Raw genomic sequence first — 16,276 nt, 5'->3', positions numbered from 1 at the left:
AATATCATGCTCGACGATACCGACCGCCGCCTTTTGCGCCAGTACCAGCACGCCCCGCATCTCGGCCCGGCAGAGCTTGCCGAGCGCACCGGCCTCACGCCCGCCACCTGCGCCCGGCGGCTCGACCGACTGCGCAGCGCTGGCATCATCCGCGCCAACCGCGCGGTGATCGACTGGCGCGCGCTTGGCTATGAGGTCGAGGTGAGCTTGCGTGTCTCGCTCGACAAGACCGCCCCCCGCGCCTTCGACGAATTCATCACAGAGGCGAGGAACGTGCCGGAAGTCATTGAAATACAGACATTCCTTGGTCGCGTCGATCTGCGACTCTCGGTCATCGCGCGCGACATGGCACATTATCAGCAGATCTACCGCAGCGCCATCCTGACCCTGCCGCATATCGCCGATATCGAGGCGCTCATGCACGTGGCGCGGATCAAGTCCGACGAGGGCCTGCCACTATGATCGCGCTCGACACCACTGACCGGCGTATCCTGCGGCTGCTGGCCGAGGATGCCACGCTTTCCGCCAGCGCCATTGGCCGCCGCCTCGGCCTGTCCCAGCCCGCCGCGTGGCGACGCGTCCGGCGGCTCCACGACAGCGGCGCGATCAGCGGCCAACGTCTTGAACTGGATCATGAAAAGCTGGGATTCGGCGTGACCGTCTTTCTCGGGGTCAAGCTCGCCACCAAGGGGCGCGTCAGCCTGGAGGATTTCGAACGCGCCGTCACGGCCATCCCCGAGGTGCAGACGGTCGAGCATATCCTCGGCCTATATGACTACCGCCTGCGCGTGGTCGCCCGCGACATCGCCGATTTCGAGCGCGTGCTGCGGCGTCGCATCATGACGCTGCCGGGCCTCGGCAATGTCGAGGCCAACGTGCTCCTGAGCGAGGAGCGCCGCCCCGGCCCGATCGGCTAGGCCGACCACTGGACATCCCCGCACGCCCGCTGCATCCTGCCGCCGACCCAACAGGAGACGCCTCATGACCGCCCTTCTCGACCATGTCGATCCCGACGGACTTCTGGAATATTCGGTCGTCTTCACCGACCGTTCGCTCAACCACATGAGTAAATCTTTTCAGCATGTTATGCGCGACATCTCATCCATGCTGAAAGAGGTCTATTCCGCCGACGCGGTGGCGCTCGTGCCCGGCGGCGGGACTTACGCGATGGAATCCGTGGCACGGCAGTTCGGGCACGGCGCCCATGCGCTGATCGTGCGCAACGGCTGGTTCTCCTTCCGCTGGAGCCAGATTTTCGACGCGGGTGCCTTCACCGCCGAGACCACCGTCTGCATGGCCCGCCAGACCGGCAACGGCGCACAGACACCGTTTGCCCCGGCCCCGATAGAGGAGGTGGTGGCCAAGATCCGCGAGGCAAAACCGGACGTGGTCTTTGCGCCGCATGTCGAGACTTCCGCCGGGCTGATCCTTCCCGACGACTACATCACTGCGCTGGCAGAGGCCGCGCACGAGGTTGGCGCGCTCATGGTCCTCGATTGCATCGCCTCGGGCTGCGCCTGGGTGGACATGAAGACCACCGGCGTCGATGTGCTGATCTCGGCCCCGCAAAAGGGTTGGTCGGCCTCGCCCTCGGCAGGGCTTGTCATGTTGTCCGGCCGCGCGATGGCCCGGCTGGAAGAGACCACTTCGGACAGCTTCGCGCTCGATCTGAAAAAATGGCGTGCGATCATGCAGGCTTACGAGGATGGCGGCCATGCCTATCACGCGACCATGCCGACCGATGCCTTGCGCGGGTTCCGCGACACGATGATCGAGACGCGCGATTACGGGTTCGACCGACTGCGGCAGGCGCAATGGGAGTTGGGCGACGGCGTCCGCGCAATGCTGGCCGCGCACGGCGTGACCTCGGTCGCCGCCGAGGGCTTCGGCGCGCCGGGTGTAGTGGTCAGCTACACCGACGATCCCGACATCCAGAACGGCAGCAAATTTGCTGCCGAAGGGATGCAGATCGCGGCGGGCGTGCCGCTTCAGTGCAATGAGCCCGAGGGCTTTCGCACCTTCCGCCTCGGCCTGTTCGGGCTGGACAAGCTCTACGACGTGCCGGGCGCGCTCGCGCGGCTGGAAGCGGTGCTCGATCGCGTACTCTGACCCTCAGCCGCGCGCCCCGAGGCCCATCTGCATAAGCGTCCTGCGCACCGGGGCCAGCGAATAGATCGCGTCGAGCGCCTGCGCCCGCGCGTCCCGCAGGGGCCGCGCCCGCAGCATGGACGCGCGGTTGAGCACGTCGATCCCCGTCACCCGCGCGCACACCTCCATATGGCGACGGCGGTGATAGGTCTCGAGCATCGCGCGCTCGCCAAGCCGCTCCGGCGCGGCCTCTGCCAGCTCCAGCAGCACCCGCATGTCGCCAAGGCTCATGTTCAGCCCCTGCGCGCCGATAGGCGGCACCACATGCGCCGCCTCGGCCACCAGCGCCACGCGCTCGGACCACATGCGCTCGGCCACCTGGCTGATGATCGGCCACACCGTGCGGCGCGAGGCGAGCGTCAGCGGCCCAAAGAGATGGCAGGAGCGCGCGTTCATCTCGGCCTCGAACTCCGGCACCGGCAACCCGGCGAGGCGCATGGCCTCCGGCCCCTCTTCCATCCAGACGATCGCCGAGGACGGTCGCCCGTCGAAATCCGGCAGCGGCACCAGCGTGAACGGCCCGCCCGAGCGGTGAATCTCGGTCGAGACATTGTCGTGCGGGATCGGGTGGGTGACGGCGAAGGCCAGCGCCTTCTGCCCGTAGCGTGTTGTTTTCACGTCGATTCCCGCCGCCTCGCGAATGGGCGAGTTGCGCCCGTCGGCAGCGATCACCAGCCGCGCGCGCACGCCCGTCCCGTCGCTCAGGCCCACGAGCGCCTCGCGCTCGCGCGTCAGTAGCGTGGTTGTGCCGGTGCCAGGGCGAAAGCGCACCCCCGGCAAGCTCTCCAGATGCGCCACCGTCTCGCGACGCAGGAGCCAGTTGGGCAGGTTCCACCCGAAGGGCCGGTCGGAAATATCCGCAGCGTCGAAATCCTTGACGATGCGCGGCTCCGGCTCGGCGCCCCCGGCATCGACGATCCGCATCACCTGAAGCGGCATCGCGTGAGGGCCAAGCCGCGCCCACAGCCCGGCGCGCTCGAGCAGCGCCTGCGCCGGTTGCAGAAATGCCGTGGTGCGCAGGTCGGCCCCTTGGGCCTCGCGCTCGGTGACCGGCGGGGCGGGATCGACGCAGAGCACCGAGAATCCCGCCTGCCCGAACACCGCCGCCGCAGCGAGCCCGGCCACGCCCCCGCCCGAAATCAGGATATCGACATCTTCGCGCGTCATCCGAGCCTCCTTGCCGCGCGCCTCTTCACCGTTCAGACGCGCGAGACGGTGATGAGCAGCCCCCACACGACCGGCACCAGCGCCAGCGCAGGAATATAAAGCCCGGGAATACCCCAGAGCGCAACGCTTGTCGCCCAGCCGGCGACAAAGACGGCGACGCTCAGCAGGATGCGCAGCGCCGTGGCGGTCTCGGCGTCGGTCTCTGCCAGCGGCGTGGCGTGGGTTTCGGTCGCGGTCATGGTCGGTCCTTTCAGGAAAATGGTGACTTCGACAGTCACCTAGGCCAGGCCCGCACCCCCTTCAAAGAGACGTCTCGCCGCAGGCCCGGAGGCTCAGACCAGCCGCGCGAGAAACGCGCCGAGATCATCGGTGTGGTAATGGATATGCGCGGCCGGCACCGGCTCGGGCGCGACGTGGACGGTGCGCATCCCCATGTCGTGCGGAGCGGCGAGGTTGCGCGGATCGTCCTCGAACATGGCCGCGCGCCCCGCCTCCGAACCATCGCGCTCGAGCACGGCGGCAAAGGCGCACGCCTCCGGCTTGGGACGAAACCCGGCATGTTCCACGCCATAGACCGCATCGAACGCCCCCGACAGGCCCCGCGCCGCCACCACGCGGTCCGCATACTCGCCCGAGCCGTTGGTATAGACGATCTTGCGCCCCGGCAGCGCGCGGATTGCGCCCGCGAGGTCCGGGTCGGGCGCGAGATGGTCGAGCGAGATGTCGTGCACCTCGCGCAGGTACCGGTCAGGATCGAGATCGTGGCACCGCATCAACCCGGCCAGCGTGGTGCCATGCTCGCGCCAATATGCGTGCCGGATGCGGTCTGCCTCGGCGCGCTCCACGCGCAGGACCTCCATGACAAAGGCGGTCATGCGCGCCTCGATCTGGTCGAAGAGCCGCGCCTGCGGCGGGTAGAGCGTGTTGTCGAGATCAAAAACCCATGTCGTGACGTGGGTGAAATGCTGCCTGACCATGACCCCGCGTATAGGCCAATGCGACACACCGCGCAATCGTCCGGGCTTGATCGTGCTCTCAAAGCGCGTAAGCTGCCGTTTCACTGGCATAAAGGACCGCCATCCCATGAAAGCGCCGAGCACTGATGCCTATTCACTGATCCTCGAGGCCATCGACAGCGGCGTGTTCAAGCCCGGCGACCGGCTGGTGGAAAGCGATCTGGCAGAACGCTTCGGCGTGTCGCGCACGCCCATCCGCGAAGCGCTCCAGCGGCTTGAGACGCAATCCATGCTCACCCGCGACGGGCGTAGCCTGATCGTCGCTTCGCTCGATTACAACCAGCTCTCCGAGCTGTACACCGTGCGCGCCGAGCTCGAGGGGCTGGCCGCGCGTCTCGCCGCGATGCACGCCACGCCCGAGGAGATGCGCGTGCTGCGCGACATGGTCGAGGACGACCGCGCGCTCATCGGTCGCCCGCAGGACATGGCGCGCGCCAACCGCCGGTTTCACAAGCAGGTCCACCTGACCTCGCACAACCGGTTTCTGGTCCAGCAACTCGATCTCGTGCACCGTTCGATGGCGCTCCTCGCGACCACCTCGCTCGCCGCCGAGGGCCGCGGCGAGGATGCGCTGACCGAGCACGATGCCATCGTCACGGCCATCGAGACCCGCGATGGCGACGCCGCCGCGCAGGCGCTGCGCGATCACATCTCAAAGGCCTTCGTGACCCGGCTCAAGCTTGATTCCGGCGAGATCAAATCCACCGTCTGACCGCCGCCGCCCGCGCGCGGCGATCGACAGGCCGTGCACCGTCTTGTCCCAGAAGAACGGCTTGAGGATCAACTCGTAGAGCGCCTTGTAAGCGGCCACCGCCGCCAGCGGGGCATAGAAGTGCATGGTCGGCACCCATCCAAGAAGATGGCGATGCCGCCGCCCCGAGACCGCTTGCGCGTAGATACTCAGGTTTATCACTTCTACACTGAGGAATAGACTGCCAAGCAGCACCAGGAGCGGCCAGGCCACCACCGCTTCGAGGGGATGGGGCAACCCGAACAACAAGAGCCAGAAAGACCACAGAACCGGCGCGAGCAGCACCTGGCTGACAGACGAGACGAAATGCGCCTGGAACCCCCAAAACCGCCATGCACCCAGTTGCGCGTAAAGCTGCCGGGGCGCGCGCATATGCACCAGGTACGTGGTCATATAGCCCTTGAGCCAGCGAGAGCGCTGCTTGACCCACGCCCAGGGATGGCAATTGGCTTCTTCCTCGGTGACCGTGCCGATCATCTCGGTGCGATAGCCGTGGCGCGCGAGGCGAAAGCCGAGATCGGCATCCTCGGTCACGTTATGCGCGTCCCAGCCCCCCAGATTCTCGAGCACGTCGCGCCGGATATAGAGCGTGGTCCCCCCCAGCGGCAACGCCAGCCCGAGCCGGGCCATCCCCGGCATGATGGTGCGAAACCACGTGGCGTATTCGATTGTGAAGCAGCGCGCCACCCAGTTCTGGCGCGGGTTGTAGTAGTCGAGCACGCCTTGCAGGCAAGCGAGATCGTGCGGCGCGGTCTGAAAGCGTCGCGCGACCTGTGTGATCTGGTCAGGGTCGGGCGCATCCTCGGCGTCGAAAATGCCGATGATCTCGCCCTGGCAGAAATCGAGCGCGTAATTCATCGCCCGCGGCTTGGTCCGAGGCTGGCCATCGGGCACGATCACCGGCCTGATCCAGGGCGGCAGGTCGATGGTGGCCAGCGTCTCCTGCGTGAGCCGGTCCTCCTCTTCGAGAACCAGGATCACGTCGAGCAGGCATTTGGGGTAGGTCAGCCGGGACAATCTTGCCACCAGCGCGTGCGCGATCTCGGTCTCGCGAAACAGCGGCACGAGGATCGAGACGCGTGGCAGCGGGGCATTTGCCGCGGCAACAGGCATGTCATGCTTGCGCGGACCGGTCATCGCAGCGATGAATGCCGTAATCTTGAGCCCGGCGGCCACGACCAGCGTCAGCACCGCCCACAAGGCAAGCGCCCCGAAAACCCCCAATGGAAACACCAGACAGAGCGCGCAGGCCACCGCCAGCACCGCGAAGGTCAGGCCCATCCGTGCATTGGCATGTGCCTCCCAGGTTCGGCAGCTTTCGTTTTCAGGCGTGCGCGCGGCAGCCATATCTCGGAGCACGTCGCGCTGCAGCTCTGCGATGCGCCCCTGGATCGCCGCCCGCGGGGCGACAAGCGACCGGGCACCGGCCAGATCGGCGGGCAGCACCGAGCGTAACGCACCGAGAGGCTCGGCGCCGTCGCTCACGATCCGCGGCTGTCCATCCTGGGCACGCAAGATCACCGCGCCGTGCCTGAGCAGAACGCGCGGGTCGAGCCCGGTCTCGACCGGCGTCATGTCGGTGAGGGTGTCCGCCTCGATCCGCTCTGCGTTGATCCGGCGGGCATGAGCGGTGAGGAGGTCATCCTCGCGCGCCAGCCCCTCGGCCATCAGGATACGATCGAGCGAGGTATCGCAACGCCTCTGCACAAGCTCGGCGAGCGTGGCATCGGCACCGCTTATGACCCCTTGGCGTACCAGATCGCGGCCCAGCGGATGCATCGGCACCCGCGAGCTCTGTCGCTGACGGTCAAAGCCGCCCTGACGCAACTCGGAAATTCCCATGTCCGGCCTCCGCTGCCTGTCCCCTTCGGAAAAGCTAGCGGGCGGAAGGTTAACGATCCTTTAACAAGCGGTTAATGCTGGCCAAAAAGCTGACGGGATCGCGGGCTTACCCGGCCATGGAGTCCGCGAACCGCTCAAACAGGTAAAAGCTGTCCTGCGGGCCGGGACTGGCCTCGGGGTGGTGCTGCACAGAGAATACCGGGTGGTCCTTCAGCCGGATGCCGCAATTCGAACCATCGAACAGCGAGACATGCGTCTCGATCACGCCATCGGGCAGGCTCTGCCCGTCCACCGCGAAGCCGTGGTTCATCGAGGTGATCTCGACCTTGCCGGTCTCGATCTCCTTGACGGGGTGGTTGGCACCATGGTGGCCGTGGTTCATCTTGATCGTGTGACCGCCCAGCGCCAGTGCCAGCATCTGGTGCCCGAGACATATACCGAAGAGCGGCACCCCCCGGTCGAGCACACCACGGATCATCGGCACCGCGTATTCCCCCGTGGCCGCCGGATCGCCGGGGCCGTTCGACAGGAATACACCGTCGGGTTGCTGCGCCAACACCTCCTCTGCGGTGGTCGTGGCGGGCATCACCGTCACCTCGCAGCCCGCGCTCGCCAGGCAACGCAGGATGTTGCGCTTGGCGCCATAGTCGATCGCGACCACCTTGTGGCGTGCCTCGGTCTGCCGCTTGTAGCCCTCGGGCCAGGCCCAGCGCATCTCGTCCCAGCGATAGGATTGCCGGCACGATACCTCGCGCGCGAGGTCCATCCCCTCCAGCCCGGCAAAGCCGCGCGCCTTCGCCACCAGCGCGGCGGCATCGAAATTACCCGAAGGGTCGTGCGCGAGCGCTACGTGCGGCGCGCCCTGCTGGCGGATCGCGCGCGTGAGCCGCCGCGTGTCCACCCCCCCGATAGCGATGCGCCCGCGCCGCGCCAGCCATGTCGAGAGATGCTCCTCGGCGCGCCAGTTCGACGGCTCGGTCGGGTCCCACTTGACGACCATCCCCGCCGCCACCGGCTCGGCGGTCTCGTCATCGTCGGTGTTCACCCCCACATTGCCCACATGCGGAAAGGTGAAGGTGACGATCTGCCCGGCATAAGAGGGATCGGTCATGATTTCCTGGTAGCCGGTCATCGCGGTATTGAAACACAGTTCCGCCACCGTCTCGCCAATGGCGCCGAAGCCCTGCCCGTAGAACAGCGATCCATCGGCCAGCGCAAGGCAGGCGGTCGGGTGAGGTCTGGACGCTTGGGCCATCGCGGGGGTCTCCGGGCTGGGGGTAAATCGGCGCATCAATACGGCCAGCCCCTGCCTTGGTCAACCCACCACCATGCGCGGCCCGGACGGTTGTCATGCCCACGCCTACCCGCTAGGCTTAATGCCTTGCAAACGGTCATGGGGATGGACCTGATGGAGTTACGTGACCGGATCGGTCAGGCGCTGAAACAGGCGATGAAGGACAAGGATCAGAGTCGCCTCGCGACCCTGAGGCTCATCAACGCCGCGATCAAGGATCTTGAAATCGCCAACCGCGGCTCGGACGACGCCGCCGCGCTCGGCGATGCCGAGATCAGGGCGATCCTTGCCAAGATGGTCAAGCAGCGCAACGAGAGCGTGCGCGCCTACGAAGAAGGCGGGCGCGTCGATCTTGCCGAGCGCGAACGCGCCGAGATCGCGGTGATCGAGGAATTCCTGCCGCGCCAGCTCGACGCTCAGGAAATCGACGCCGCCATCAACCGCGCCATCGCCGATGTCGGGGCCACCTCGATCCGAGACATGGGCAAGATCATGGCCAAGCTCAAGGAACGCCACGCCGGGCAGATGGATTTCGGCGCGGTCGGCGCACAGGTCAAGGCGCGGCTAAGCTAACGCGGGGCGCGGGTCTGGCCTGGCGCGCGCAGAGAGGCAATCAGCGATGAGCCGCGCGGGGGACTGTCCTGATCGTCCGCCACGGACCAACACCACCGCCCCCTTATCCCGTCATCGGCGCGGGGGGTGGGCGGATCGCGTCAGCCAGTTCGCCGTGCAGGGCCTTGCGCTCGTCCTCCGAAAGGAACGCGCCGATCTCCACCTCGCGCCCACCGCCCCTGAGCGTCAGGTAATGCTCCACCGGCCCGCCCTCGGGATGCATCTGCACCCGCGCCCAGTAGCGATTGCACGCCCATTCCTGCACGTCGCCGCGCGGGTTGGTGCGCACCAGCCGCAGCTCGTCGGGCGTGATGGTCAGCACCTCGCGCAGCCGGGCGCTGCGATAGGTCGCCTCGAGGCCCCACCACACGCCGCCCACCGCCAGCAACAGGAACGGCAACAGCCCCCACAGCAGCATCGTGCCCAGTAGCGGGTAGAGCGGGATGGTGATGAGCGCGAAGGTCGCCAGCACGAACGCGGCAAAGCCGCGGCGCGGCAGCGACCGGTGCGGCCAGAGTTGAAGTTCGAGATCGCGGTCCGCGCCCTGCGGCGGGCTGCTCCAGTGATACGGCATGACCCGTTTGTAGCCTGACAGGCGAAAATGAAAAGAGCGCGCGGAGGGCCTGTAAGCCGGATTCTGTCCCGGGGGCGCGGGGCCCCCTTCGGATGACCATTCGTCTCGACGCGCGGTTGCCCGCGCGCCTCTAGCTGCCTACCCGGACCGCCGGGCCAAGACGTGGCCTGCGGGCGGTATCGGTTGCCCGACCTGCCCCGCGCGCGGTCCCTATTCGGCATTGCTCCCGGTGGGGCTTGCCGTGCCGGTCCGGTTGCCCGTCCCGCGGTGGGCTCTTACCCCACCGTTTCACCCTTGCCACGGTCGTAACCGGGGCGGTCTATTTTCTGTGGCGCTTTCCCTCGGGTTGCCCCGGCCGGGCGTTACCCGGCACCGTCGTCTTGTGGAGTCCGGACTTTCCTCGCCACCCCGTTGCCGGGGTGTCGCGGCCATCCGGCCCTCCGCGCGCCCCATCGCTTAGGCGTTCGGCCCTGCCCGGTCAACGGGAAAGCGTGCCGCCAGATCGGCCATGCGCGCGCAATCCGCGCGGTCCAGCGGCCCCGTGGCATGCGGGCGAAAGCGCAGCCGAAACGCCGCGAGCAGCGCCTCGCGACCCGCATCGCCCACGGGATAGCCGAACCGCGCCGCCGCCGCCTCGAACTGCGGCCAGTCTGCGGCCCCCTCCGCCCCGGCGTCCGACCATACCGACAGCCCCGCACGCGCCAGCCCCCGCCAGTCAAAGCGTGGGCCGGGATCGGTCTTGCGGCCCGGCGCCAGGTCAGAATGCGCGATCACCCGCGCGGGCGGGATCGCCCGTCGCGCCATGATCCCGCGCATCAATGTCTCCAGCGCGGCCATCTGCGGCCACGGATAGGGATGGTCGCCGCAATTGGCCAATTCTATCCCGATGGAGCGCGAATTGACGTCACTCACATCGCCCCAGCGCCCCGCCCCCGCGTGCCACGCGCGCGCATCCTCGTCGACTAGCTGCCAGATGCGCCCCCGCTCGCAGATCAGGTAATGGGCCGAGACCTCCGCCGCGGGATCGCACAGACGCGCCAGTGCCGCCTCGGCGCTCTCCATCGCGGTGTGGTGCAGCACGATGAGATCGGGCCGCGCCCCATCCCGGCGCGGCCCGTGATTGGGCGAGGGATACGCCGCGATGCCCGCGCCCGGATCAGTCGGCCAGGGCACGGCGGAACGGTGCCGGATCCCAGTCGCAGGCATAGCCGTCGCCATCGGGATCGAGCGCCATCCGGTCGCGCTCGGGCCCGCCCTTGCGCAGGAAATCGAGCTGCGCCTGGTCTGGCGAGGAATATTCCGCGCAGTTGCGCACGTGGCGCGCTTCCGTCGCGAACGCGCTGCGGGAATAGAGCTGCGTGCCGACCGGGTGCTTCGAGGACAGTGCGTATTCCACGATGTTGGGGCCCACGTCGCCCGGGCGCGCGCCGATCTCCTCGGGCTGAACCACCTCGTACTGCTCGCGATTGCGCGCGATGCGGGCAGCGTCCTCTTCTATCGAACGCTCGGAATCGACCGCGTCAAAGCTGTTCTCCCGCGAGATACCGACATCGTTTACAACGGCAGGTGCCGGGTTCGACGGGCTGGCCTGAAGCGGCTCATCCCCCGACGCGGCCCCTGATCCGGCCGCGTCCAATGCCGCCTCGGCCTCGGCGGCGATGCGCTCGGCCTCGGAGGCTTCGGACGCCTCGGTCGCGCCCCCCGTGGCATCGAGCGGTTCGGACGAGATCGCGCCAGGCGGCGGCAGCGTCTCTCCCGCCAGCGCCGCCTCGCGCGCGGCCTTTTCGCGCTGGTAGGTCTCGTAATCCTCGAATCCCACGCCGGCCCCGCTGTCGGGGATCGCCGGGGCACAGGCGGCCAGCGCCGCCATAACCACAAAACCAAGCGTCAACCGCATCCGCATCATCCCGTCCAGACCCGCATCGTCGCGGGATTTACCACCATTTCGCCGGCTTATCCACAAAGCCTGCCGCCCGCTCCAGCGCATGCGCGGTATTTAGCAGATCGCCCTCTTCCCACGGCCGCCCGATCAGTTGCAATCCCAACGGCAGCCCCTGCCGGTCGAGCCCCGCAGGCACCGCGATGCCCGGCAGCCCGGCGAGGTTCACCGTCACGGTAAACACGTCGTTGAGATACATCTGCACCGGGTCGGCCTCTGCCATCTCGCCAAGACCAAAGGCCGCCGAGGGCGTGGCCGGCGTCAGGATCGCGTCGATGCCTGCGGCGAATACCTCTTCGAAATCGCGCTTGATAAGCGTGCGAACCTTGCGCGCGCGGTTGTAATAGGCGTCGTAGAACCCGGCCGACAGCACGTAGGTCCCCACCATCACCCGGCGCTGCACCTCCGCGCCAAAGCCCTCGGCGCGGGTCTTCTCGTACATCTCGGTGATGCCGTCACCCTGGGCGAGTTTCGCCCGGTGGCCATAGCGCACCCCGTCATACCGCGCGAGGTTCGACGAGGCCTCGGCGGGCGCGATCACGTAATAGGCAGGCAGCGCGTATTTCGTGTGCGGCAGCGAGATGTCGCGGATCTCCGCGCCCGCATCGGCCAGCATCTCGCGGCCTCGCGCCCACAGCGCCTCGATCTCCTCGGGCATGCCGTCCATGCGGTACTCTTTAGGAATCCCGATCACCTTGCCCCGGATATCCCCCGAAAGCGCTGCTTCGAAGTCCGGAACCGGATAATCGGCCGAGGTGCTGTCCTTCGGGTCGTGCCCGCACATGGCAGAGAGCATGATCGCCGCGTCGCGCACCGACTTGGTCATCGGCCCGGCCTGATCGAGCGACGAGGCAAAGGCCACGATCCCCCAGCGCGAGCAACGCCCGTAGGTCGGCTTGATCCCGGTGATCCCCGCGAATGCGGCTGGCTGCCGGATCGAGCCGCCGGTATCGGTGCCAGTCGCGGCAAGGCACAGATCGGCGGCCACCGCAGCCGCCGAGCCGCCCGAAGAGCCTCCAGGCGTGAGAGGCGCCTCGTCATTGCCGCGCCGCCACGGGTTGACCACGTTGCCGTAAGCCGAGGTCTCGTTCGACGAGCCCATGGCAAACTCGTCCATGTTGAGCTTGCCCAGCATTACCGCGCCCGCGTCAAAGAGATTCTGCGTCACGGTCGATTCGTATTCCGGGCGAAAGCCGTCGAGGATGCGGCTCGCCGCTTGGCTTGGCACCCCCTTGGTGCAGAACAAATCCTTGATCCCCAGCGGAATGCCGCACATCGCGGGCGCGTCGCCCGCGTGCAATCGCGCATCCGCCGCCCGCGCCTGCTCGCGCGCCAGATCGGGGGTGGGATGGACAAAGGCGTTGAGCGCCCCCGCCGCCTCAGCGGCAACGAGACAGGCGTCGGTCAGCTCGAGGCTCGTCACTTCGCCACGGCGCAGCGCGTCGCGCGCCCCGGCGATGGTCATCGCGTTCAGCTCAGACATGCTCACTCCACCACTTTCGGCACGGCAAAGAATCCCTCGCGCGCGTCCGGCGCGTTCGAGAGAATCCGCTCCTGCATCCCGCCCGCGGTCACCTCGTCTGCGCGCCGCTTCAGGCGCATGGGCGTGACGCTCGTCATCGGCTCTACCCCCTCGACATCGACCTCGCCCAACTGCTCGATAAAGCCGAGGATGGTGTTGAATTCCTGCGCCAGCGCGGGCAGCGCGTCCTCATCCACGCGAATCCGCGCGAGCTTGGCCACGCGGGCGGCGGTCTCAAGGTCTATCGACATGCGCCTCTCCATGATCGGGTCGGGATGCGTTTACCCGCGCGCGCGGGCAGAGGCAAGCGGTGGCCCCTTTCCTTGCGGCCCATGCCTGCTAATCTCTTCCCCACCAACAGCGAAGGAGACCCCCATGCGCATCACCTGGCTCGGACACAGCTCTTTCCGCATCGAGATCGCGGGGCAGATCCTGCTCGTCGATCCGTGGCTCGACGGCAACCCGATGCTGCCCGAGGACCAACACGAGACAGCCACCGCGGGCGCCACCCATATCCTCGTCACCCACGCCCATTTCGACCATATCAACGGCCTCTTGCCGCTCGCCAAGCGTCTTGGCGTGCCGGTGGTGGGACAGTTCGACCTGATGTCGCACTGGGCCGAGGCCGAAAAGATCGAGACCGTCGGCTTCAACAAGGGCGGCACCGTCGATCTCGGCGGCGTTGCCGTGACGATGGTCCACGCCACCCATTCCACCTCGATCGCCACGCCCGACGGCCCGCGAGTGACGGGCAGCGAATGCGGCTACATGATCGAGGGCGAGGGCCACGTGATCTACGTCTCGGGCGACACCGACGTGATGGCCGACATGAAGGTCTTCAACGACCTGCACGCCCCCGATATCGGCATCCTCTGCGCGGGCGGGCATTTCACGATGGACATGGCGCGCGCGGCCTACGCGGCCAAAACCTTCTTCGATTTCAATACGGTGATCCCCTGCCATTACCGCACCTTCCCGCTGCTCGAACAATCCGCGGAGGCGCTCGTCAAGGCGCTGCCGGGCGTCGACGTGATCGAGCCGCAGGTGATGGAGGCGATAGAACTCTGAGCGCGGTGTGGGGGCCAGCCCCCACGCCCCCGGGATACTTGCGGCAAGATGAAATCAGGAGCGCGGGCGGCGGCTGCGCTGCGGTTTCGGTTTGGCCTTCGATTTGGGCTTGGCGTCCTTGCCGTCGTCCTCGTCCTTCAGCCCCAACTGATCGCGGAGCACGCGGGGGCGGATTTCCTCCACCGTGCCGGGCTTGAGATTGCCGAGCTGGAAGGGGCCGTAAGAGAGCCGGATCAGCCGGTTGACGATCAGTCCCACCGCCTCCATCGCGCGACGCACCTCGCGGTTGCGGCCCTCGCGAATCGATACCGTCACCCAGGCGTTGGCACCCTTCTGGCGGTCGAGCGTCACGGTCATGGGCTGGAACCGCTCGCCCCCGAGCGTGAGCCCCTGCCGCAGCGGCTCGAACGTGGCATCGTCGGGCGTGCCGTTGACGCGCACCCGGTAGCGGCGCAGCCAGCCGGTCGAGGGCAGTTCCATCCGCCGCTTGAGCGCGCCGTCATTGGTCAACAATAGCAGCCCCTCGGAATTGAGGTCGAGCCGGCCCACGCTCATCACCCGGGGCATGTCCTCGGGCAGGTCGTCGTAGATGGTGGCGCGGCCCTGCTCGTCGCTCGTCGTGGTCACGCGGCCACGCGGCTTGTGGTAGAGCCACAGCCGTGGCGGCTCTGGCGCGTCGAGCGCGCGGCCATCCACGGTCACGCGGTCGGCGGGCGTGACATTGAGCGCGGCGCGGGTGATCTTCTGCCCGTTTACCGTGACACGTCCCGCCTCGATCAGGCGCTCGGCCTCGCGGCGGCTGGCACGGCCTGCGCGGGCGATGACCTTGGCGATGCGTTCGCCCTTGGGGGTGTTGCTGTCCATGCCCGCGCGCATAGCGCAAAGCCGGGGCTTGCGAAAGGGACATGCGCACGCCACAAGCGGCGCATGGTGTCCCAGGGTCACATGCAGGCCGCGCTTGCCGAGGCGCGGGCCGCCGCCGGGCGCGGCGAGGTGCCGGTTGGCGCGGTGGTCGTGGCGCCCTCGGGCGCGGTGGTGGCGCGCGCAGGCAACCGCACCCGCGAGCTCAATGACCCCACGGCGCATGCCGAGATCCTCGCCATCCGCATGGCCTGCGCCGCGGCCGGGTCCGAGCGGCTGCCGGGCCACGCGCTCTACGTCACGCTGGAGCCATGCGCCATGTGCGCCGCCGCTATCGCCGCCGCGCGAATCGCGCGGCTGTGCTACGGCGCGGATGATCCTAAATCGGGCGGGGTGGCGCACGGTGCGCGGGTGTTCGCGCATCCGCAATGCCACCACGTGCCAGAGGTCTATGACGGCATCGGTGCCATCGAGGCCGAAACGCTGCTCACCAGCTTCTTTGCCGCGCGGCGCGGCTCATAGGATCGTCACCCCGTCGGCAAGGAACGGGTGCGCCGCGATGGCCGGGGCGACAATGGTTTCGGACAGTACCGGCTTGAGCCGCGCGGCCAGCGTCTCGGGCATGTCCTGCAGTATCCCCTTGCGCGCGGTGACGGCGATGGTGCGCGTCAGCGGTGCCAGCGGCAGCTCCATCACGTCGATCTGATCGGCGAATCGCCGCGCCCGCATCAGCGCCAGCGGCGTCAGGATCGACCAGCCCGTGCCCTGCCCCACCAGCGCCAGGATCGAGTGATAGCTGTCGAGCTCGAACCGGTAGGGCAGGTTTAGGTTCTCGCGCGCCAGATGCGCCGAAATGAGCCGTCCCATGTAATGGCGCTGCGTATACTGGATGAGCGGCAGCCACTTGAGCTGGCGCAGGATATCGCGGTCCGGCCGGATCGCGCCACGCGGCGCCACCACGACAAAGCGCTCGCGCAGCACCGGGTGCACCTCGGTCCAGTCCGCGCCATCGCCAAGCTGCGCCGACACGATGATGTCGAGCGCGCGCGCATCGAGCTGATCGTAGAGGTAATGGCTCGCGCCCGTCTCCAGCAGGAACTGGCAGCCCTTCAACTCGCCCGCCATGTGGGTCAGAAGCTGCGGCGTCACGTCCGCCTCCAGATCCTCGATCATGCCGAGGCGGAACCGCGTGAGCGTGGTGAGATGCGACATCGCCAGCTCTGCCCGCGCCTGCGCCGCCTCGTTCAGGATCGCCTGCGCGCGGCGGTGCATGATCTCGCCCGCGGGCGTGAGGCGGATGGGCCGGGCGTTGCGTTGCAACAGCGTGGCGCCCACCGCACCTTCGAGGTTGGTCAATTGCTGGCTCACCGCCGAGGGGCTTGCCCCCAGCCGCCGCGCGGCGGCAGAGATAGACCGCTCGTCGGCGGCGGCCATGAATACCTCGATACCCCAGAGCGTGATCCGGCCGCTTTTCTCGACCAT

Annotated in this window: 19 protein-coding genes and 1 other RNA gene; 7 read left to right on the top strand and 13 right to left on the bottom strand. The window is 67.6% G+C overall.

Features of this window, described 5'->3' with window-relative positions; translation table 11 throughout:
- Positions 1 to 6 precede the first annotated feature (6 nt).
- The 3 genes from AC13D8_RS20375 to AC13D8_RS20365 all read left to right on the top strand — a co-directional run bounded on the left by AC13D8_RS20375 (position 7) and on the right by AC13D8_RS20365 (position 2,109).
- A complete protein-coding gene (locus AC13D8_RS20375) occupies positions 7 to 462 on the top strand; it encodes an Lrp/AsnC family transcriptional regulator (RefSeq protein WP_104017713.1) in 456 nt (151 codons plus the stop codon).
- Positions 459 to 917, top strand: coding sequence for an Lrp/AsnC family transcriptional regulator (locus AC13D8_RS20370; RefSeq protein WP_129432556.1), 459 nt, complete (start codon positions 459 to 461; stop codon positions 915 to 917). The genes AC13D8_RS20375 and AC13D8_RS20370 overlap by 4 nt, the downstream gene beginning before the upstream one ends.
- A gap of 64 nt (positions 918 to 981) precedes the next feature.
- The gene (locus AC13D8_RS20365; protein WP_482970337.1) at positions 982 to 2,109 is read left to right on the top strand and encodes an aminotransferase class V-fold PLP-dependent enzyme; all 1,128 of its coding nucleotides are present in this window, start codon (positions 982 to 984) and stop codon (positions 2,107 to 2,109) included.
- A 3-nt stretch (positions 2,110 to 2,112) separates the two neighbouring features.
- On the opposite strand, the gene AC13D8_RS20360 is transcribed toward AC13D8_RS20365, so the two are convergent.
- The 3 genes from AC13D8_RS20360 to AC13D8_RS20350 all read right to left on the bottom strand — a co-directional run bounded on the left by AC13D8_RS20360 (position 2,113) and on the right by AC13D8_RS20350 (position 4,292).
- Positions 2,113 to 3,315, bottom strand: coding sequence for a UbiH/UbiF family hydroxylase (locus AC13D8_RS20360; protein WP_482970336.1), 1,203 nt, complete (start codon positions 3,313 to 3,315; stop codon positions 2,113 to 2,115).
- A gap of 32 nt (positions 3,316 to 3,347) precedes the next feature.
- On the bottom strand, positions 3,348 to 3,554 hold the full coding sequence (locus AC13D8_RS20355; RefSeq protein WP_482970335.1) for a hypothetical protein: 207 nt from the start codon (positions 3,552 to 3,554) through the stop codon (positions 3,348 to 3,350).
- Between the two features lie 93 nt (positions 3,555 to 3,647).
- Positions 3,648 to 4,292, bottom strand: a complete 645-nt coding sequence (locus AC13D8_RS20350) for a pyrimidine 5'-nucleotidase (RefSeq protein WP_482970334.1) — start codon at positions 4,290 to 4,292, stop codon at positions 3,648 to 3,650.
- Between the two features lie 106 nt (positions 4,293 to 4,398).
- On the opposite strand from AC13D8_RS20350, the gene AC13D8_RS20345 reads away from it, so the two are divergent.
- A complete protein-coding gene (locus AC13D8_RS20345) occupies positions 4,399 to 5,043 on the top strand; it encodes a GntR family transcriptional regulator (protein WP_482970333.1) in 645 nt (214 codons plus the stop codon).
- Here the strand turns inward: AC13D8_RS20345 and AC13D8_RS20340 are convergent.
- Together AC13D8_RS20340 and carA are read right to left on the bottom strand one after the other, a co-directional pair.
- On the bottom strand, positions 4,984 to 6,924 hold the full coding sequence (locus AC13D8_RS20340) for a glycosyltransferase (protein WP_482970332.1): 1,941 nt from the start codon (positions 6,922 to 6,924) through the stop codon (positions 4,984 to 4,986). The two genes, AC13D8_RS20345 and AC13D8_RS20340, sit on opposite strands and share 60 nt — an antisense overlap.
- Before the next feature lie 106 nt (positions 6,925 to 7,030).
- Entirely contained in the window at positions 7,031 to 8,179 is a 1,149-nt protein-coding gene (gene carA, locus AC13D8_RS20335) for a glutamine-hydrolyzing carbamoyl-phosphate synthase small subunit (RefSeq protein WP_482970331.1), read from the bottom strand.
- Positions 8,180 to 8,332: 153 nt separating this feature from the next.
- Here carA and AC13D8_RS20330 point away from each other — a divergent pair, with 153 nt between their 5' ends.
- The gene (locus tag AC13D8_RS20330; protein ID WP_482970358.1) at positions 8,333 to 8,791 is read left to right on the top strand and encodes a GatB/YqeY domain-containing protein; all 459 of its coding nucleotides are present in this window, start codon (positions 8,333 to 8,335) and stop codon (positions 8,789 to 8,791) included.
- Between the two features lie 103 nt (positions 8,792 to 8,894).
- On the opposite strand, the gene AC13D8_RS20325 is transcribed toward AC13D8_RS20330, so the two are convergent.
- The 6 genes from AC13D8_RS20325 to gatC form a co-directional block, all read right to left on the bottom strand.
- A complete protein-coding gene (locus AC13D8_RS20325) occupies positions 8,895 to 9,404 on the bottom strand; it encodes a DUF2244 domain-containing protein (protein ID WP_129432548.1) in 510 nt (169 codons plus the stop codon).
- Between the two features lie 36 nt (positions 9,405 to 9,440).
- Positions 9,441 to 9,848, bottom strand: an RNA gene (gene rnpB / locus AC13D8_RS20320) — RNase P RNA component class A.
- Between the two features lie 12 nt (positions 9,849 to 9,860).
- Positions 9,861 to 10,577 carry an N-acetylmuramoyl-L-alanine amidase gene (locus AC13D8_RS20315; RefSeq protein ID WP_482970330.1) on the bottom strand — a complete coding sequence of 239 codons (717 nt, stop codon included), beginning with the start codon at positions 10,575 to 10,577 and terminating at the stop codon, positions 9,861 to 9,863.
- Positions 10,561 to 11,301 carry a hypothetical protein gene (locus AC13D8_RS20310; protein WP_482970329.1) on the bottom strand — a complete coding sequence of 247 codons (741 nt, stop codon included), beginning with the start codon at positions 11,299 to 11,301 and terminating at the stop codon, positions 10,561 to 10,563. The genes AC13D8_RS20315 and AC13D8_RS20310 overlap by 17 nt, the downstream gene beginning before the upstream one ends.
- 37 nt (positions 11,302 to 11,338) lie before the next feature.
- Complete coding sequence (gatA, locus tag AC13D8_RS20305) at positions 11,339 to 12,826, bottom strand: Asp-tRNA(Asn)/Glu-tRNA(Gln) amidotransferase subunit GatA (protein ID WP_482970328.1); 1,488 nt, start codon at positions 12,824 to 12,826, stop codon at positions 11,339 to 11,341.
- A 2-nt stretch (positions 12,827 to 12,828) separates the two neighbouring features.
- On the bottom strand, positions 12,829 to 13,116 hold the full coding sequence (gene gatC / locus AC13D8_RS20300; protein WP_129432544.1) for an Asp-tRNA(Asn)/Glu-tRNA(Gln) amidotransferase subunit GatC: 288 nt from the start codon (positions 13,114 to 13,116) through the stop codon (positions 12,829 to 12,831).
- Positions 13,117 to 13,240: 124 nt separating this feature from the next.
- Between gatC and AC13D8_RS20295 the strand changes: the two genes are divergently transcribed.
- The gene (locus AC13D8_RS20295; RefSeq protein ID WP_482970327.1) at positions 13,241 to 13,933 is read left to right on the top strand and encodes a metal-dependent hydrolase; all 693 of its coding nucleotides are present in this window, start codon (positions 13,241 to 13,243) and stop codon (positions 13,931 to 13,933) included.
- Between the two features lie 54 nt (positions 13,934 to 13,987).
- Here the strand turns inward: AC13D8_RS20295 and AC13D8_RS20290 are convergent, their stop codons facing one another.
- Entirely contained in the window at positions 13,988 to 14,797 is an 810-nt protein-coding gene (locus AC13D8_RS20290) for a pseudouridine synthase (RefSeq protein WP_104017716.1), read from the bottom strand.
- Positions 14,798 to 14,860: 63 nt separating this feature from the next.
- Here AC13D8_RS20290 and AC13D8_RS20285 point away from each other — a divergent pair, with 63 nt between their 5' ends.
- Positions 14,861 to 15,316 carry a nucleoside deaminase gene (locus AC13D8_RS20285; protein WP_482970326.1) on the top strand — a complete coding sequence of 152 codons (456 nt, stop codon included), beginning with the start codon at positions 14,861 to 14,863 and terminating at the stop codon, positions 15,314 to 15,316.
- On the opposite strand, the gene AC13D8_RS20280 is transcribed toward AC13D8_RS20285, so the two are convergent.
- Complete coding sequence (locus AC13D8_RS20280; RefSeq protein WP_104017632.1) at positions 15,311 to 16,276, bottom strand: LysR family transcriptional regulator; 966 nt, start codon at positions 16,274 to 16,276, stop codon at positions 15,311 to 15,313. The genes AC13D8_RS20285 and AC13D8_RS20280 overlap by 6 nt on opposite strands.

It is taken from the genome of Roseovarius sp. B-10 (assembly GCF_056859295.1).
Note: the sequence above shows the minus strand (reverse complement) of the source record. Positions and strands in the feature narration are given on the sequence as shown.

Excerpts from the sequence above, each read along its gene's own strand:
- AC13D8_RS20375 (WP_104017713.1), top strand. The coding sequence starts at position 7 with ATGCTCGACGATACCGACCGCCGCCTTTTGCGCCAGTACCAGCACGCC.
- AC13D8_RS20290 (WP_104017716.1), bottom strand. The coding sequence starts at position 14,797 with ATGGACAGCAACACCCCCAAGGGCGAACGCATCGCCAAGGTCATCGCC.
- AC13D8_RS20350 (WP_482970334.1), bottom strand. The coding sequence starts at position 4,292 with ATGGTCAGGCAGCATTTCACCCACGTCACGACATGGGTTTTTGATCTC.
- AC13D8_RS20345 (WP_482970333.1), top strand. The coding sequence starts at position 4,399 with ATGAAAGCGCCGAGCACTGATGCCTATTCACTGATCCTCGAGGCCATC.
- AC13D8_RS20325 (WP_129432548.1), bottom strand. The coding sequence starts at position 9,404 with ATGCCGTATCACTGGAGCAGCCCGCCGCAGGGCGCGGACCGCGATCTC.
- AC13D8_RS20310 (WP_482970329.1), bottom strand. The coding sequence starts at position 11,301 with ATGCGGTTGACGCTTGGTTTTGTGGTTATGGCGGCGCTGGCCGCCTGT.
- AC13D8_RS20285 (WP_482970326.1), top strand. The coding sequence starts at position 14,861 with ATGGTGTCCCAGGGTCACATGCAGGCCGCGCTTGCCGAGGCGCGGGCC.
- AC13D8_RS20360 (WP_482970336.1), bottom strand. The coding sequence starts at position 3,315 with ATGACGCGCGAAGATGTCGATATCCTGATTTCGGGCGGGGGCGTGGCC.
- gatC (WP_129432544.1), bottom strand. The coding sequence starts at position 13,116 with ATGTCGATAGACCTTGAGACCGCCGCCCGCGTGGCCAAGCTCGCGCGG.
- AC13D8_RS20370 (WP_129432556.1), top strand. The coding sequence starts at position 459 with ATGATCGCGCTCGACACCACTGACCGGCGTATCCTGCGGCTGCTGGCC.
- AC13D8_RS20365 (WP_482970337.1), top strand. The coding sequence starts at position 982 with ATGACCGCCCTTCTCGACCATGTCGATCCCGACGGACTTCTGGAATAT.
- AC13D8_RS20355 (WP_482970335.1), bottom strand. The coding sequence starts at position 3,554 with ATGACCGCGACCGAAACCCACGCCACGCCGCTGGCAGAGACCGACGCC.
- AC13D8_RS20295 (WP_482970327.1), top strand. The coding sequence starts at position 13,241 with ATGCGCATCACCTGGCTCGGACACAGCTCTTTCCGCATCGAGATCGCG.
- AC13D8_RS20330 (WP_482970358.1), top strand. The coding sequence starts at position 8,333 with ATGGAGTTACGTGACCGGATCGGTCAGGCGCTGAAACAGGCGATGAAG.
- AC13D8_RS20340 (WP_482970332.1), bottom strand. The coding sequence starts at position 6,924 with ATGGGAATTTCCGAGTTGCGTCAGGGCGGCTTTGACCGTCAGCGACAG.
- AC13D8_RS20280 (WP_104017632.1), bottom strand. The coding sequence starts at position 16,276 with ATGGTCGAGAAAAGCGGCCGGATCACGCTCTGGGGTATCGAGGTATTC.
- gatA (WP_482970328.1), bottom strand. The coding sequence starts at position 12,826 with ATGTCTGAGCTGAACGCGATGACCATCGCCGGGGCGCGCGACGCGCTG.
- carA (WP_482970331.1), bottom strand. The coding sequence starts at position 8,179 with ATGGCCCAAGCGTCCAGACCTCACCCGACCGCCTGCCTTGCGCTGGCC.